Origin of the sequence: Mycobacterium stomatepiae (genome assembly GCF_010731715.1) — a bacterium.
Classification (GTDB): Bacteria; Actinomycetota; Actinomycetes; order Mycobacteriales; family Mycobacteriaceae; genus Mycobacterium; species Mycobacterium stomatepiae.
Genome location: NZ_AP022587.1, coordinates 188,685 through 204,638 on the forward strand (window position 1 = coordinate 188,685; position 15,954 = coordinate 204,638).

Here is a 15,954-nt window from a genome sequence, read left to right on the forward strand (position 1 = left end):
TCATTCCTCTTTGAAAGCGCCGGCCTTCAGCGGATGAAATAGATCACGGTGAACAGCGCGATCCACACGATGTCGACGAAATGCCAGTAGTAAGACACGACGATGCTGGCCGTCGCCTGCGCCGGGGTGAACTTGCTCATCCCGGTGCGGGCCAGCAGGAATATGAAAGCGATCAGCCCGCCGGTGACGTGCAGGCCATGGAAGCCGGTGGCCAGATAGAACACGCTGCCGTAGGCGCTGCCGTGGATGGTCGTCCCGTGGGTGGCCAGGTGGTAGTACTCGTAGGCCTGCCCGAGGACGAAGAACAGTCCCATCAGGAAGGTGATCACATACCAGCGGCGCAGGCCGAAGACGTCGCCGCGCTCGGCGGCGAACACGCCCATCTGGCAGGTGAACGACGACGCAATCAACACCAAAGTCACCGGCACGGCCTGATACAGGTTCAGCTCGGTGGGCGGCGGTGGCCAGTTCCCGCCGGCCTGCGCCCGCGCCGTGAAATAGAACGCGAACAGGCCAGCAAAGAACATAAGCTCGCTCGACAGCCACACTATGGTGCCGACACTGACCATGTTGGGCCGATTCAGCGAATGAACTCGCGACGTGATCGCGGTCCCCGAGGTCCCTACAGCACTCGTCACATCCCCAAGTATGACGCTTTGTAGTTGTTGAACTCTACCCGGGGCGGAAATTCGCCCCCGCGAGTCGTTTTGGCGGGAACTTTCAGCGCCCCGGAAACGACGGTTGGCCCGCGTGGGACCATCGGCGCGTGGCTGCATCATCTGAGGCTCTGGTGCCCCGGGCGTTTTCCGCGACGGCTCCCGGGGCCACGCCGACCTGGCCGCAGCTGCTGGGCCGGCTCACCGACGGGCAGAACCTGGCCCGCGGTCAGGCCGCGTGGGCGATGGACCAGATCATGACCGGCAACGCCCGTCCGGCCCAGATCGCGGCGTTCGCGGTCGCGATGAAGATGAAGGTGCCGACCGCCGCCGAGGTCAGCGAGCTGGCCGACGTGATGCTCAGCCACGCGCGCCGCATCCCCGCCGACGCGATCCGCGACGACGCTGTCGACATCGTCGGCACCGGCGGCGACGGCGTCAACACCGTCAACCTGTCCACGATGGCCGCCATCGTGGTCGCGGCCGCGGGGGTGCCGGTGGTCAAACACGGCAATCGCGCGGCGTCGTCGCTGTCCGGCGGCGCCGACACGCTCGAGGCTCTGGGTGTGCGCATCGACCTGGGACCCGACCAGGTCGCCCGCAGCCTCAGCGAGGTCGGCATCGGGTTCTGCTTCGCGCCGGCGTTCCATCCGTCCTACCGGCACGCGTCGGTGGTACGCCGCGAGATCGGCATACCGACGGTCTTCAATCTCCTTGGACCGCTGACCAATCCGGCGTTACCGCGGGCGGGGCTGATCGGTTGCGCGTTCGCCAACCTGGCGGAGGTGATGGCCGGGGTGTTCGCCGCGCGACGGGCCAGCGTGCTGGTCGTGCACGGCGACGACGGGCTGGACGAGCTGACCACCACCACCACGAGCACGATCTGGCGCGTGCAGGCGGGCACGGTGGACAAGCTGACGTTCGACCCCGCGGGATTCGGGTTCGCCCGCGCCGAACTCGACCAACTGCTGGGCGGCGACGCCTACGCCAACGCCGAGGAGGTGCGCGCGGTGCTGGGCGGTGTCAAGGGCGCCGTCCGCGACGCCGTCGTGCTCAACGCCGCCGGCGCGATCGTCGCCCATGCGGGCCTATCCAGCCGCGCTGAATGGCTGCCGGCGTGGGAGGACGGGCTGGAGCGCGCCACCGCGGCCATCGACTCCGGGGCCGCCGAAGAGCTGCTCGCGCGTTGGGTGCGGTTTAGCCAGCAGGTCTGAGCCCGATCCGCGCGCCTGCTCCGGGTCTTGCTGCGAGGCCAGCCGTGCCGAGCGGGCCGCCGCCGCCCATCCCGCCCAGGCGCCGGCCGATCCCAGCGGCGAGGCCCAGCCGATCTCGCCGGCGACCCGAACGATGCGTACTCCCGGGGCGACCAGCCAGCGCGCGATCAGCGCCGTCTCCTCGACCAGCGCGCCGCCGAGCGGTGCTGCCTCCGTCAAAATCGCTTGTGCGCCCGCATGAATCGCGTCGACGACCGGCATCGGCGGCACCCCGCGCCGGGCGGTGCCGGCCGCGGCGAGCTGGCCATAGCGGATGACGGCGAGGTGATAGCCGCCGCTGCCGTCCGGGGCCGCGGCGATCAGCTCGGGCAGCGCGGCCAGCGCCCGCAGCCGTTGGCCCCGCCACAGCACCTCGACGGCGGTGGCGATGCGGTCGCGCAACCGCGCCGCGCTCTCGAAGTGGCGATCGGAGGCCAGCGCGGTGACCTGGCCGACGGCGGCGTCCAACGCGCTGTGGTCGGCGCCGTCGATCAGGGCCGCGGCGCGCTGGGTGGCCTCGGCGTACTGTGCCGCGGTCAGATCGCGGGCGGCCGGGCAGGGCGACACCTCGACCTCGGGACAGGCCGGACCGTGGCGGGCCGAACGGCCGAGTCGCGCTGTGCAGGTGCGGATTCCGGTGAACCGTGCCAGCAGCCGCGCGGTATCGGCGGCGTCGGTGCGGGACCGAAACGGCCCGATCGCACGGTCGTGCCGAGGGGCCCGCACCACCGACAGCCGCGGGAACGCCTCGTCGCTCAGGGCCACCCACCACCAGCGCTGCGGGAACCTCGAGCGGCGGTTGTACGGCGGCGCGTGCGCGGCCAGCATCCGCAGCTCCCGCACGCCGGCCTCCAGCGCGTGGGCGCACTCGACGTGCTCGACCGCGCCGGCCAGGCTGACCATCTCCTTCATCCGGCCGCGGGGGTCGGCGCCGGTGAAGTACTGGCTCACCCGGCGGCGCAGGTCCACGGCGGTGCCGACGTAGAGCACCTCGCCCGACGGCCCGCGGAACAGATAAACCCCGGGCCGGTGCGGCAGGGGATCGGCGAGCACGCGCTTGCGGCGCTGGGCCGATGTCACGTTGGGCAGGTACGCGCGCAGGTCGGCGTAGGTGTGCACGCCCTGGTTGCCCACCCGCTCGATCAGCGCGTGTAACACGTCGACGGTGGCGCGGGCGTCGTCTAGCGCCCGGTGGGTGGGTTGGGTGGTGACGGCGAACAGCCGCGCCAGCTCGGCCAGCCGCACGCTGGGTGCCTCTTCACGGCTCAGCACGCGGCGCGCCAACCGGACCGTGCAGAGCACTTGCGGTCGTTGCCAACGGATTTCGCAGTGCTCGGCGGCGGCGCGCAGGAAACCGACGTCGAATCCCGCATTGTGCGCAACGAGCACCGCTCCGTGCTTCAAGCCGGCGAACTCCAAGAACATCGGCAGCACGGCGTCGATCGTCGGGGCGGCGCACACCATCGCCGTCGTGATGCCGGTGAGCTGCACGATCTGGGGCGGGATGCTGCGCCGCGGATCCACCAGGGTGCCGAATTCACCAAGAACGACGCCGCCGCGGACCTTGACCGCCCCGATCTCGGTGATGGCGTCGGCGGGTGCCCCGTCTTTCGCGCGGCTGCGTCCGCCGGTCGTCTCCAGGTCCACCACGACGAAGGTGGTCTCGCGCAGCGGGGTCTCGTCGGCGGGCGCCCAGGTGGAGTCCCCGCTCGTTTCGAGGTCGGCGAAACTCAGTTGAGTCCCACCAGTCACACCCATGGGCCTGACGTTAAGCATCGGGACCGACACCGGCGGTGCTCGGCCGCCGGGGTCGCGCTCGGCAAAAGCTGTCGGTGCCCGCGGTTAGCGTTCGGGTCAGCACGACCAAGCCGGATGAGAGGACCGATTCCGATGGCCCACAGCAGCGGACCCGACAGCAAAGACGCCGCGGCGTCGGCACCGGGCGCACCGGTGGTGATCGACTGCGACGACTGCGCGGCGCGCGGACCGGGATGCCGGGATTGCGTGGTCAGTGTGCTACTCGGGGTACCGGAAACTTTGTTGCACGACGAGAGGGCTGCACTCGAGGTGCTCGCGGAAGCCGGGCTGGCGCCGCGGTTGCGGTTGGTGCCGATTCATCGGAATCGTGGCTCCGGTGTAGCTTAATGACCCTGAGTATCAAAACCCCTGGCCGCCACTTGCCTGGTCACCTGACCGGTCTCGTTCACATAGCTATGACAGAAATCTTTCCAATTTCTTAACGATCTGGTTTGGACAAACGCCTTTATCGTTTCGTAACCTGTTTGAGACCTAAACCCAGCTCGACCTCGATTGTCGATGGAAGTTTAAGGAAGCAATACTTTGAGTTTCGGCTCCGCGCATTCGATCTCGCGTGTCATCACACGGTCAGTCATCGGGACGCTGGCAGGCCTCACGGTCTTATCGGGTGTCTGTGCCGCCAATGTGGCGGCCGATCCGGCCGACGATGCGCTGGCAAAGCTCAGTGAGCTGTCGCGGCAGGCCGAGCAGACCACCGAGGCCATGCACAGCGCGCAGCTCGACCTCAACGAGAAGCTCGCGGCCCAGCAGGCCGCCGACAAGAAGCACGCGGATGACCAGGCCGCGGTGGACGGGGCGCGGGCCCGGCTGGCGAGCTTCCAGAACGCCGTCAACAAACTCGCCGCCGCGACCTACATGGGTGGCCGCGTCGACGGCATGGAGGCCATGCTGACCGCGCAATCGCCGCAGGGCCTGATCGACAAGATGGCCGTCCAGCGCGTGATGGCGACCCAAATGTCTACGCAGATGGCGAGTTTCCGGGTTGCCGGTGAGCAGGCCGCCAAGGCCGAGCAGGAATCGGCCAAGTCCGCCGCCGACGCCAAGAGCGCGGCCGAGCAGGCCGCCGCGGTGCGGGCCAGCCTGCAGTCCAAGCAGAGCCAGCTGCAGGTTCAGATCGCCGTCGTGAAATCGCAGTACGTCTCCCTGTCTCCGCAGCAGCGCACCGCGCTGGCCGACCCCGGGCAGGTGCCTGCCGCAGCTCCGGCTCCCGGTGCGCCCCCGCCGGACGCGCTGCCGCCCGGTGCCCCGCCGGCGCCCGGCGCGCTACCGCCCGGTGACGCTCCGCCGCAGAATGCGATGTTCCCCGGACTGCCCGGAATGGCGCCCGGTGGTCCCAGTGGCATCGGCGGTGATCGCGCCAGCGTCGTGCAGGCTGCGCTGACCCAGGTCGGAACGCCGTACTCGTGGGGCGGCGCCGCACCGGGCGGGTTCGACTGCTCCGGACTGGTGATGTGGGCGTTCCAGCAGGCCGGCATCTCGCTGCCGCACTCCAGCCAGGCGCAGGCGCATGGCGGCCAGCCGGTGGCACTGTCGGACCTGCAGCCCGGCGATGTGCTGACCTTCTATTCCGACGCGTCACATAGCGGCATCTACATCGGCGACGGGATGATGATTCACTCGTCGACCTACGGCGTGCCGGTACGGGTGGTGCCGATGAACTCGTCCGGCCCGATCTACGACGCCCGCCGTTACTGATCGTTCTCAGCGCAGCCAGTACCTTCGGCACCGCCGGTGGCTCCCGATCCTGCTGGCCTGGGTCTTCGTTGTTGAGTTCGTTGCGGCCGCCGCGGTGCCGCTGGATGCCCGCGACGGCCCGATAAGACGCGCACGGCTCGTCGCGCCCGCTCAAAGCCACCGGGACGCCGTGCGGGCACCCCTGACCGTCGGCGACCGCGAGGTCGGATTGATCGGCCTCGGTGGCCCTGCCGCCGACCGCCTGCTGGCCCGCATCGCATCGGAGCTGCCCGCCGCGATCACCAAGGTGGAGGCGTTCTGGGGGACCGACTGGGCGCGTGACATCTCAATCGTGGTGGCCGGTTCCGACGACCAGTTTCGCGACGCGGCCGGCGGTGGACCGCCGGCGCAGTGGGTCGATATCGCGGCGGTGACCGTCGCCGATCGCGTCGATCCCGAACATCGGGTGGTGGTCGGCGAGCGCATCGTGTTCGCGCCGGGTGCGGCGGGCATGAGTGACTCGGCATTGCGAATCGTGTTGACCCATGAGCTTTTTCACTATGCGTCGCGCGCGGACACCGCGCTCGACGCGCCGCAGTGGCTGGCCGAGGGCGTCGCCGATTTCATCGCCCGGCCCACCACGCCCGTCCCGGCCGAGGCGCGCTCGCAGCCTGCGTCGGTGCCGTTGGACCTCGAGTTGGCCAGCCCCGGGCCGCAGCGCTCGCTGGCCTACGACCGCGCATGGTGGTTCGCCCGCTTCGTCGCCGATACCTTCGGCACGCCCAAGCTGCGGGCCTACTATCTCGCCGTCTGCGGCGTCGCGCACGCCGACCCGTTCAACGCCGCCCGCGACGTACTGGGCGTCGACCGGGCCGGCCTGCTCGCCCGGTGGCAGCAATGGCTGGTCGACGGGGCTTGATTGCCCGCCTCCCGTCAGACCGCGTCGCGGTCCGCATAGCCGCCACGCTAGCCTGACCCTAGTGAGCCGGGTCCTGCTGGTAACCAACGACTTTCCGCCGCGGCGCGGCGGCATCCAGTCCTACCTGGCCGAGTTCGTCGGCCGGCTGGTGAACACCGGGTCGCATGCGGTGCTGGTGTACGCGCCGCAGTGGAAGGGCGCCGACGTGTTCGACGCGGAAGCGGCCGGCTACCGGGTGGTGCGCCATCCGGGCACGCTGATGCTGCCCGGGCCGGCGGTCGACGCCCGGATGCGCCGGCTGATCGGCGACCACGGCATCGACACCGTCTGGTTCGGCGCGGCCGCACCGCTGGCGCTGCTGGCGGCGCGGGCGCGGCAGGCTGGGGCGACCCGGGTGCTGGCCAGCACGCACGGCCACGAGGTGGGCTGGTCGATGCTCCCGGGGGCGCGGTCGGTGCTGCGGCGCATCGGCAACGACACCGACGTCGTGACGTTCGTCAGCCGCTACACGCGGTCCCGGTTCGCGACGGCGTTCGGGCCCGCGGCATCGCTGGAGTACCTGCCGTCGGGGGTGGACACCGATCGGTTCCGGCCCGACCCGGCCGGACGTGCGGAGCTGCGCAACCGCTACGGACTGGGGGAGCGGCCCACCGTCGTGTGCCTGTCGCGGTTGGTGCCACGCAAGGGCCAGGACACGTTGATCAAGGCGCTGCCGTCGATACGGAAACGCATCGACGGCGCCGCCCTGGTGATCGTCGGCGGCGGCCCGTACCTGGACACCCTGCGCAAGCTGGCCTCCGACTGCTGCGTGGCCGACCACGTGACGTTCACCGGCGCGGTGCCCTCCGCCGAGCTGCCCGCTCACTACGCGCTGGCCGACGTGTTCGCGATGCCATGCCGCACCCGTGGCGCGGGCTTGGACGTCGAGGGCTTGGGCATCGTCTTCCTCGAGGCCTCGGCGACCGGCGTACCGGTGGTCGCCGGCGACTCGGGTGGAGCTCCGGAAGCGGTGCAGCACAATAAGACTGGCCTCGTCGTCGACGGGAATTCGGTGCGCAAGGTCGGCGACGCCGTCGCCGAGCTGCTGGCCGACCCGGCCCGGGCCGCCGCGATGGGCGCGGCCGGACGCGAATGGGTGACGTCGCAGTGGCGCTGGGACATTCTGGCCGCTCGGCTGGCCGGCCTGCTGCGAGCCGACGATGCGGGCCGGGCTGGGGGCACCGCACGCTCGCGGGGGACGGCCGGTTGAGGAGGCGAGCAATCGGATCCTGCGCGGCCACGCTGGCCTGACGGGAGGCTACTCCTTGTCGTAGAGCGCTTCGATATCGGAGGCGAACTTCTCGGCCACCACGTTGCGCTTGAGCTTCATCGTCGGGGTCAGCTCGCCGGTGTCCTCGGTGAAGTCGACCGGAAGAATGCGGAACTTGCGGATCGACTCCGCATGCGACACCGCCAGGTTGGCCTGCTTGACCGCGGCATCGACCTCGGCGACCAGATCCGGATCGGTGGCTAGATCGCCCACCGACGACCCCTCGGCCTTGCTGTTGCGTTGCTTCCAGCCACCGAAGGCCTCGGGGTCGATCGTGATCAGCGCGGCGACAAAGGGTTTGGCATCCCCGACCACCATCGCCTGACTGATCAAGGGGTGCGCCCGCAGCTGGTCTTCCAGCACGGCGGGGGCGACGTTCTTGCCGCCGGCGGTGACGATGATCTCCTTCTTGCGGCCGGTGATCTTCAGGAAGCCGTCTTCGTCGAGCGCGCCCAGATCGCCGGTCTTGAACCAGCCGTCGGAGAACGCCTCGGCGGTGGCCTGTTCGTTGTGCCAGTAGCCGCTGAACACCACGCCGCCGCGCACCAACAGTTCACCGTCGTCGGCGATGCGCATGCTGTTGCCCGGCAACAAGGTTCCGACAGTTCCGATCTTGACCCGGCCGACTTGGTTGACCGTGATGGCCGAGCTGGTCTCCGTCAGGCCGTAGCCCTCGTGGATGGTCAGGCCCACACCCCGGTAGAAGTGGCCGAGCCGGGCCCCTAGCGGTGCGCCGCCGGATACCGACGCGTGGCAGTCGCCGCCCAGCGCGGCGCGCAGCTTGTGGTAGACCAGCCGGTCGAACAGCGCGTGCTTGGCGCGCAGCAGCAGCCCGGGCCCGCGGTTGTCGTGCGCCTCGCTCCAGTCGACCGCGGTCTGCACGGCCCGCGCGAAGATCGCCCCCTTGCCGTCGTTGGCGGCGTTCTGCTCGGCCGTGTTGTAAACCTTCTCGAACACCCGCGGCACCGACACCACCACGGTCGGCTTGAACACCGCCAGCATCGGCAGCAGGTTCTTGATGTCGCTGGTGAACCCGCAGGTCACCTTGTTGGCAAACGCGGACAGGGTCAGCGAGCGGGCCAGCACGTGCGCCAGCGGGAGGAAGATCAGCAGCCGCTGCCCCTCGTTCAGCAGGGTGGGCAGGCACTCCTTGGCGCCTCGGGTTTCATACAGCAGGTTGGAATGCGTGAGTTGGCACCCCTTGGGACGTCCGGTGGTGCCCGACGTGTAGATCAGCGTCGCGGGATCTTCGGGGCGCAGCGCCGCGAGGCGGGCCTCCAACTCCGCCGGGTCGACCGCCGCGCCGGCCTCCTCGAGCTGCTCGAGCGCCTTGGGGCCCGCCCCGTCGATGTGCAGCACCCGGCGCAGGGCGGGGAGTTCGCCGGTGAGCTCGGTAACCGTCGCGGCGTGTGCGTCGGTTTCGGCGAATGCCACGACGGCTCCGGAGTCCTGCAGCACCCAGCGGACCTGCTCTGCCGACGAGGTCTCGTAGATCGGCACGGTGACGGCGCCGATCGAGAGGATGGCCAGGTCGAGGATCGCCCACTCGTAGCGGGTCGCGGAGAAGATTGACACCCGGTCGCCGGCCGCCACGCCCAGCGCGATCAGGCCCAGTGCCGCCGAACGAATTTGCTGGGCGGCCTCGGCGCACGTGACGTCGGTCCACACCCCGTCGATCTGACGTTGGTAGATGACAAAGCTGGGGTCGTCGCGCTCGTGCTCGAAGACCATGGCCGCGATGTTGTCGTGCTCACCGATAGAAAAGCGGGCGGGAACGCTGTACTCACGCACTGTTGACCTCTATTGATCGGGTGACCGGTGGCCGGGTTGCTATGACCCAGACTAATCGCGGCATTCGCGCAGCAACCAAGCGGTGGGTTGGGGCCGCGTCGTGATTGCGGCGACGGTCGCGCGGCGCCGCGGCCGGGTCCGGCTTGGCCTCGGCGGCGCACGGCGGATATTGATATGTGAAGCTGTTACGATGCACAGCATCCAGATCGCCGACCAGGCCTATGTCGCCGCCGACGGCGCATTGGTCGGCGCCGCGATCGGCGATCAGTTGAGCTGGCAACGATGGTGGCCAGATCTGCGGCTACAGGTCGTCGAGGATCGCGCCGAAAAAGGAATCCGCTGGGCGGTCACCGGCGCGCTGACCGGCACCATGGAGGTCTGGCTGGAGCCGTCGCTGGACGGGGTGGTGCTGCACTATTTCCTGCACGCCGAACCGACTGGGGTGGCGGCCTGGGAGCTGGCCAAACTGAACCTGGCGAAAATGACGCACCGCCGCCGGGTGGCGGGAAAGAAAATGGCTTTCGAGGTCAAGACGACACTGGAACGGTCACGTCCGGTCGGTGTTTCTCCGGTAGTTTAACTCCGGTCAAGGTTCGCCCGGAGAGTACCGTTTCGGTCCGAAGGCGGGGTACTACCGGAGATGACCGGGGGTGGACCCCCTTGCGGGAGAGAAGGTAGCGGCCAGGTGGCGGAGAAGACGACCCAGACCATTCACATCGAGGCGGATCCCGGCACCGTGCTGGAGGTGATCGCCGACATCGATTCGTACCCGGACTGGATCTCGGAGTACAAGGAAGCCGAAGTGCAAGAGCGCGGCGCCGACGGCTACCCGAAGACCGTGCGATTCGTGATGGACGCGGGCATCATCAAGGACACCATGGTCATGTCCTACCAGTGGCCGGCGGATCACAAGTCGCTGAGCTGGACCCTGGTCTCCAGCTCGTTGCTGCGGTCGTTGGAAGGCTCATACCGGTTGGCGGCCAAGGGTTCTGGAACCGATGTCACCTATGAACTCTCGGTCGATCTGGCTCTCCCGATGATCGGGTTGCTCAAACGCAAGGCCGAGCGCCGGCTGACCGATACCGCTCTAAAGGATCTGAAGAAACGAGTCGAGGCTGAGTGAGTCCGGTTCATCTACCCCTCCCCTTTCGGAGTCTTCTTCCGAGTCTTTTTCGGAGTCTTTTTCGAAGTCCTCTGCTAAGGCCCGAATCAGTCTCTTTGTTGGGAAGGGCGGGGTAGGAAAATCCACCCTCGCTTCTGCCACCGCGGTCTGTGACGCGATCGTGGGGCAGCGCGTGCTGGTGGTCTCAACCGACCAGGCGCACTCGCTGGGCGACGTGCTTGGCATCCCGGTCCCGCCGAGCGGTCGGGGCGAGCCGGTCCGGGTGCTGGCCGGCCTGGAAACCGGCGAGGCCACCGAGACGGGCAGCGGCTCGCTCGACGCGATGGCGCTCGACACCCTGGCCCTGCTCGAGGCCCGCTGGCACGAGGTGGTCACCGCACTGGAGCGCCGGTTTCCCGAGTCCGAGCTGAGCAGCATTGCGCCCGAAGAACTCTCGGCGTTGCCGGGCATTCAGGAAGTGCTCGGTCTGCACGCCGTCGGCGAGCTCGCGGCTTCCGGACGCTGGGATCGGGTGGTCGTCGACTGCGCCTCCACCGCGGACGCGCTGCGCATGCTCACCCTGCCCGCCACGTTCGGCCTCTATGTCGAGCGCGCGTGGCCGCGCCATCGCCGGCTGTCCATCACCGCCGACGACGCCCGCTCGGCCGCGGTGGTGGAGCTGATCGAACGCATCAGCTCCAGCGTCGAGCGGCTCAGCGCACTGCTGACCGACGGCGAGACGGTGAGCGCGCACCTGGTGATGACACCCGAGCGAGTGGTGGCCGCCGAGGCGGTCCGGACGCTGGGCTCGCTGTCGCTGATGGGGGTGCGCGTCGAGGAGCTGATCATCAATCAGGTTCTCGTGGAAGACGAGTCGTATGAGTACCGCAACCTGCCCGAGCACCCGGCGTTCTACTGGTACGGCGAGCGCATCTCCGAGCAGCGCGCGGTGCTCGAGGAGCTCGATGCCACGATCGGTGACGTGGCGCTCGTGATGACCCCACACTTGGCGGGCGAGCCGATCGGCCCGAAGGCGCTGGGCGGGTTGCTTGACAGTGCCCGTCTTCGGCGTGGAGCGGCGCCACCAGGACCGTTGCATCCTATTTTGGATCTCGAATCGGGGTCGGGACTTGGGTCGATATACCGGATGCGGTTAACGTTGCCCCAGCTCGACCCCGGATCGCTGTCGCTGGGTCGGGTGGACGACGACCTGATCATCAGCGCCGGCGGGTTGCGGCGCAGGGTTCGGCTGGCGTCCGTACTACGGCGCTGCACGGTGCTCGACGCGCATCTGCGGGGCGGTGAGCTGACAGTTCGTTTTCGACCAGATCCGGAGGTGTGGCCTAGGTGAGCAAGGCACACCCCGATATCGGTCCGGAACTGCGCAAGCTCGCCGAGACGATTCTGAACGGGATCGACCCCGCCGTGCGCATGGCGGCTTCCTTGACCGGTGGCGATGGCCCCGGGACCGGCAAGTGCCAGCAGGTCTGGTGCCCGGTGTGCGCGCTGGCCGCGCTGGCGACCGGTGATCAGCATCCGCTGCTGACCGTGATCGCTGACCACAGCATCGCGTTGCTGGAGGTGATTCGCGCGATCGTCAGTGACGTCGCTGACATCGACCGGTCGGCCCAGCCGCCTCCGGACGATCCGCCCGGCGGCGGCGCGCCGGCTGAGGACGGCTCGGCGGGCGCCGACGCCGTGCGCACTCGCTACCAGCCGATCCCCGTGACAATTGAAGAATGATCCACAGGGGTTGAAAGTGGTCCGCTGGATCGCGGATGGGTACAGTTGGCGCAGAACACCGGCGGGTTTCGGGCGAAAGGGAGGGCCATGTGGTACTGGCTGTTCAAGTACATCCTCCTCGGCCCGTTGCTGCAATTGCTGGGGCGGCCGAAAGTCGAAGGCCTGCAACACCTTCCAACCAACGGTCCGGCGATCCTGGCCAGTAACCACCTGGCGGTGATGGACAGCTTCTACTTGCCGTTGGTGGTGCGGCGGCGAATCACCTTCCTGGCGAAGTCCGAATATTTCACCGGCACCGGAATCAAGGGCTGGTTCAGCCGCTGGTTCTTCACCGCCGTCGGCCAGGTTCCGATCGACCGCGCCAACGCCGACGCCGCGCAGGCCGCATTGGACACCGCCCGGCGGGTGCTTAGCGCGGGCAAGCTGCTGGGCATGTATCCCGAGGGCACCCGCTCGCCGGACGGCCGCCTGTACAAGGGCAAGACCGGCCTGGCCCGGCTGGCGCTGGAGACCGGCGTCCCGGTGATTCCGGTCGCGATGATCGGCACCGACGTCGTCAATCCGCCGGGCACCACGATGCTGCGCTTCGGCAAGGTGACGGTCCGGTTCGGCAAACCGATGGACTTCTCCCGGTTCGACGGGCTGGCCGGCAACCGCTTCATCGAACGAGCCGTCGCCGACGAGGTCATCTACGAGCTGATGGGCCTGTCCGGTCAGGAGTACGTCGACGTGTACGCCGCAACCGTCAAGAACCGCGGCAACGACTCGAACGGTCAGGGACCGGACGACGACGCCACTCGGATCCCCGAGACCGCTGCCGGCTAGGTCGCGACGTTCGCGTCGCGCAGCAGCCGACGGCCGGCGTCGGACTCATTGCCCCCCTGGGCATCCCGAGTTCCGGCCCGCCCGGTGACCGTGAGTCCGGCCGTGACGATCACGGCCAGCGCCCACCATACGTAGGACATCCCGAGCAGTTGATGCCACCAATTGGCGGTTTCCTCGTGGTGCTTGGGCATCAGCTCGAGCGGTGTCCAGTCGATCTCCAGCACCGCCACCCCGACGAGGGTGACCAGGGCCAGCGCGATGTTGCGGCGCCGCCAGCTCAGGATCATCGTCACCAGCAGCGTCGGCAGCACCCACACCCAATGGTGTGACCACGACACCGGCGACACCATCAACCCGAACAGGGCGACGCAGACGACCGCGAGCGTCGTTTCACCGACCCGCAACACCCGTCGCATCGCCCAGACGGTCAACGCGAGGACGGCCAGGCATAGGCCCAGCCACAGCAGGAAACGCAGGTGCTCGGAGAGCCCGATCCGGGCCAGCGCGCCCGCGATGTTCTGGTCGGTGTTCAGCGCCGCGGAACCGATCCGATCGGTGTGGTGCACGGTGTGCGTCCAGTACTCCCACGAGTCGCTCCACGCCAGGATGAAGCCGAGCAGCGTCGCCGAGGCGAACGAGATCACGGCCGTCAACGCAGTGCGGAAGTCGCGACGCACCAGGAAATAGAGCAGGAACACCGCAGGGGTGAGTTTGAGCGCGATGCCCAACCCCAGCAGCAGCCCGCGGGGCCAGGGCGTGCGGCGCGGCACGCAGTCGGCGATCACCAACGTCATCAGCACGACGTTGATCTGGCCGAAGGCGAAGTTCGAGGCGATGGGCTCCAGCCAGATCGAGGCCTGCGCGACGACGACCACCGCCAACCACCACCGCCTCAACCAGGCCGGACCGGGCACCACCGTCGAGGTGTTCCACACGTCGAGGCGGGTTAGCACGATCACCGTCGAGACGATCAGCAGCACCAGGGTCAGCACCGTGATCGCCACGCTGGCCGCCGGCATGTGCAGCCAGGCGAACGGGCAGAACACGATCGCGGCCAGCGGGGGATAGGTGAACGGCAGATTCAGCCCGATGGGTGTGTGGAACAACACGTCACCGGTGTAGAGCGGACGCCCGTCCAGCCAGGTCTGCCCGCCCATTTGATAGATGTCGATATCGATGCGGTACGGCGTGTGCGCAAACAGGCCGCAGGCCGTGTAACCCAGCGCCGCGGCGGCCACCAGCCACAACAAACACCACAACAACGCCCGCCCCGGTCGGCTGCCCACAACGGGCGCCTGCGAAATACTCATGTCGCAGAACAGCGTAATCGGTGTTCGCGACCGCCCGGCGCCGCAGCGCGGCTCCCGCGTCGCGGACAGGTGCGGGCGTAGGTTGCAAGCGTGTTGGGATGGTTCGCGCACAGAGTGGCCCACTGGTTCTCGCATGACATCGTCCACGGCGGCCGGCTTCCCCTGCTCTGCTGCCTGGTCGCCTTCATCCTCACCTTCTTCGTCACGCGAACTTTCGTGCGCTTCACCCGCCACCGTGTCGCCGCCGGACGCTCCGCCAGGTGGTGGCAGCCGCGCAATGTCCACATCGGGGGACTGCACATCCACCACGTGACGTTCGGGGTGGTGCTGGTGATGATCTCCGGGCTGACGCTGGTGACGCTGTCGGTCAACGGCAATGAGCCCGAAAACACAGTTGCTGCAATACTTTTCGGTATCGGTGCCGCGCTGGTGTTCGACGAGTATGCGCTGATCCTGCACCTGTCCGACGTCTACTGGGAGCAGGACGGCCGTACCTCGGTGGACGCGGTATTCGCGGCCGTGGCGGTGGCCGGTCTGCTGATCATGGGGCTGCACCCGTTGATGTTTCTCTTCCCGTTCGCCCCCGGGGCGGTGTCGTCCACCTGGCACGCCGTGGTGGTCGGCGCGCTGGTGATGACGCTGCCGCTGGCGGTGGTGGTGCTGCTCAAGGGCAAAGTATGGACCGGCCTGCTCGGCATGTTCATCGTGGTCTTGCTGGTCATCGGGGCGATCCGGCTGTCGCGCCCGCACGCCCCGTGGGCCCGCTGGCGATACACCCGCCAGCCGGACAAGATGCGGCGCGCGCTGGCGCGGGAACGCAAATGGCGCCGGCCCGTCGTGCAGGCCAAACTGTGGCTGCAGTGCGCGATCGCCGGCACGCCGCGCCTGCCCGACGACCGCCTGGTCGATGCCCAGCTCGACCACGACGTCCATCCGGCGCCGCCACCCGAGGGAACCGAGCCCATCCTGAACGGCGGCTAGCCTAGGCTTTATCGGTGCGGTACTTCTACGACACCGAGTTCATCGAGGACGGCCGCACCATTGAGCTGGTCTCGATCGGGGTGGTCGCCGAAGACGGCCGCGAGTACTACGCCGTGTCCACCGAATTCGATCCGGAGCGCGCCGGAGCCTGGGTGCGCGCCAACGTTTTGCCCAAGCTGCCGCCGCCCGCCTCCCAACTGTGGCGCTCGCGCAAGCAGATTCGCCACGACCTGGAGGATTTCTTCGGCATCTCCGGCGGCCAGGCCGCCGAGCCGATCGAGCTCTGGGCCTGGGTGGCGGCCTACGACCACGTTGCGTTGTGCCAACTGTGGGGGCCGATGCCGGGACTGCCGAAGGCGATACCGCGCTTCACCCGGGAGCTGCGCCAACTCTGGGAGGACCGGGGCTCGCCGCGGTTGCCGCCGCGGCACCGCGACGTCCACGACGCGCTGGTCGATGCCCGCGATCAGATGCGCCGATTCAGGCTGATAGTGTCCGGCGACGATGCGGGCGCGCAAGCGACCCGTTAAGCAGCCCCGGCCCGAGCCGGGGTGCCGGCCCGGGGTGCATGAC

General features: G+C 68.5%; 15 protein-coding genes and 1 pseudogene. 12 read left to right on the top strand and 4 right to left on the bottom strand.

Annotation, left to right across the window (positions count from 1 at the left end; all coding sequences use genetic code 11):
- Nucleotides 1-26 precede the first annotated feature (26 nt).
- A complete protein-coding gene (gene ctaE, locus G6N54_RS00985) occupies nt 27-638 on the bottom strand; it encodes an aa3-type cytochrome oxidase subunit III (RefSeq protein ID WP_096288648.1) in 612 nt (203 codons plus the stop codon).
- A gap of 149 nt (nt 639-787) precedes the next feature.
- Here ctaE and trpD point away from each other — a divergent pair, with 149 nt between their 5' ends.
- A complete protein-coding gene (trpD, locus tag G6N54_RS30050; RefSeq protein ID WP_276056811.1) occupies nt 788-1,870 on the top strand; it encodes an anthranilate phosphoribosyltransferase in 1,083 nt (360 codons plus the stop codon).
- Here trpD and G6N54_RS00995 read toward each other — a convergent pair.
- A pseudogene (locus G6N54_RS00995) lies at nt 1,808-3,685 on the bottom strand (DEDD exonuclease domain-containing protein); the annotation flags it as partial. The gene trpD and the pseudogene G6N54_RS00995 overlap by 63 nt on opposite strands.
- Nucleotides 3,686-3,799: 114 nt before the next feature.
- Here G6N54_RS00995 and G6N54_RS01000 point away from each other — a divergent pair.
- From G6N54_RS01000 to pimB, 4 genes are all read left to right on the top strand, one after another.
- Nucleotides 3,800-4,054, top strand: coding sequence for a hypothetical protein (locus tag G6N54_RS01000; RefSeq protein ID WP_163788155.1), 255 nt, complete (start codon nt 3,800-3,802; stop codon nt 4,052-4,054).
- Nucleotides 4,055-4,249: 195 nt separating this feature from the next.
- The gene (gene ripC / locus G6N54_RS01005; RefSeq protein WP_163788156.1) at nt 4,250-5,422 is read left to right on the top strand and encodes a peptidoglycan hydrolase RipC; all 1,173 of its coding nucleotides are present in this window, start codon (nt 4,250-4,252) and stop codon (nt 5,420-5,422) included.
- A gap of 49 nt (nt 5,423-5,471) precedes the next feature.
- Nucleotides 5,472-6,320, top strand: coding sequence for a hypothetical protein (locus G6N54_RS01010; RefSeq protein ID WP_163794372.1), 849 nt, complete (start codon nt 5,472-5,474; stop codon nt 6,318-6,320).
- Between the two features lie 61 nt (nt 6,321-6,381).
- On the top strand, nt 6,382-7,569 hold the full coding sequence (gene pimB / locus G6N54_RS01015; RefSeq protein ID WP_163788157.1) for a GDP-mannose-dependent alpha-(1-6)-phosphatidylinositol monomannoside mannosyltransferase: 1,188 nt from the start codon (nt 6,382-6,384) through the stop codon (nt 7,567-7,569).
- 48 nt (nt 7,570-7,617) lie between these two features.
- On the opposite strand, the gene G6N54_RS01020 is transcribed toward pimB, so the two are convergent.
- Nucleotides 7,618-9,420 (bottom strand): AMP-dependent synthetase/ligase, encoded by a 1,803-nt coding sequence (locus tag G6N54_RS01020; protein ID WP_163788158.1) that lies wholly within the window; start codon nt 9,418-9,420, stop codon nt 7,618-7,620.
- Between the two features lie 190 nt (nt 9,421-9,610).
- On the opposite strand from G6N54_RS01020, the gene G6N54_RS01025 reads away from it, so the two are divergent.
- The 5 genes from G6N54_RS01025 to G6N54_RS01045 all read left to right on the top strand — a co-directional run bounded on the left by G6N54_RS01025 (nt 9,611) and on the right by G6N54_RS01045 (nt 13,090).
- Nucleotides 9,611-10,000 carry a polyketide cyclase / dehydrase and lipid transport gene (locus G6N54_RS01025; protein WP_163788159.1) on the top strand — a complete coding sequence of 130 codons (390 nt, stop codon included), beginning with the start codon at nt 9,611-9,613 and terminating at the stop codon, nt 9,998-10,000.
- Between the two features lie 105 nt (nt 10,001-10,105).
- Nucleotides 10,106-10,543 (top strand): SRPBCC family protein, encoded by a 438-nt coding sequence (locus tag G6N54_RS01030; RefSeq protein ID WP_163788161.1) that lies wholly within the window; start codon nt 10,106-10,108, stop codon nt 10,541-10,543.
- Nucleotides 10,544-10,628: 85 nt separating this feature from the next.
- Nucleotides 10,629-11,873: an ArsA family ATPase gene (locus G6N54_RS01035; RefSeq protein ID WP_163794374.1), complete on the top strand. Its 1,245-nt coding sequence runs from the start codon at nt 10,629-10,631 to the stop codon at nt 11,871-11,873.
- Nucleotides 11,870-12,265: a hypothetical protein gene (locus G6N54_RS01040; protein ID WP_163788163.1), complete on the top strand. Its 396-nt coding sequence runs from the start codon at nt 11,870-11,872 to the stop codon at nt 12,263-12,265. Before G6N54_RS01035 ends, G6N54_RS01040 begins: the two co-directional genes overlap by 4 nt.
- Before the next feature lie 87 nt (nt 12,266-12,352).
- Nucleotides 12,353-13,090, top strand: a complete 738-nt coding sequence (locus G6N54_RS01045; RefSeq protein ID WP_163788165.1) for a lysophospholipid acyltransferase family protein — start codon at nt 12,353-12,355, stop codon at nt 13,088-13,090.
- Here G6N54_RS01045 and G6N54_RS01050 read toward each other — a convergent pair.
- Nucleotides 13,087-14,400, bottom strand: a complete 1,314-nt coding sequence (locus tag G6N54_RS01050) for a glycosyltransferase 87 family protein (protein ID WP_163788166.1) — start codon at nt 14,398-14,400, stop codon at nt 13,087-13,089. The genes G6N54_RS01045 and G6N54_RS01050 overlap by 4 nt on opposite strands.
- Before the next feature lie 114 nt (nt 14,401-14,514).
- Between G6N54_RS01050 and G6N54_RS01055 the strand changes: the two genes are divergently transcribed.
- On the top strand, nt 14,515-15,381 hold the full coding sequence (locus G6N54_RS01055; RefSeq protein WP_163794376.1) for a hypothetical protein: 867 nt from the start codon (nt 14,515-14,517) through the stop codon (nt 15,379-15,381).
- A 14-nt stretch (nt 15,382-15,395) separates the two neighbouring features.
- Nucleotides 15,396-15,911, top strand: a complete 516-nt coding sequence (locus tag G6N54_RS01060; protein WP_163788168.1) for a polyadenylate-specific 3'-exoribonuclease AS — start codon at nt 15,396-15,398, stop codon at nt 15,909-15,911.
- Nucleotides 15,912-15,954 lie beyond the last annotated feature (43 nt).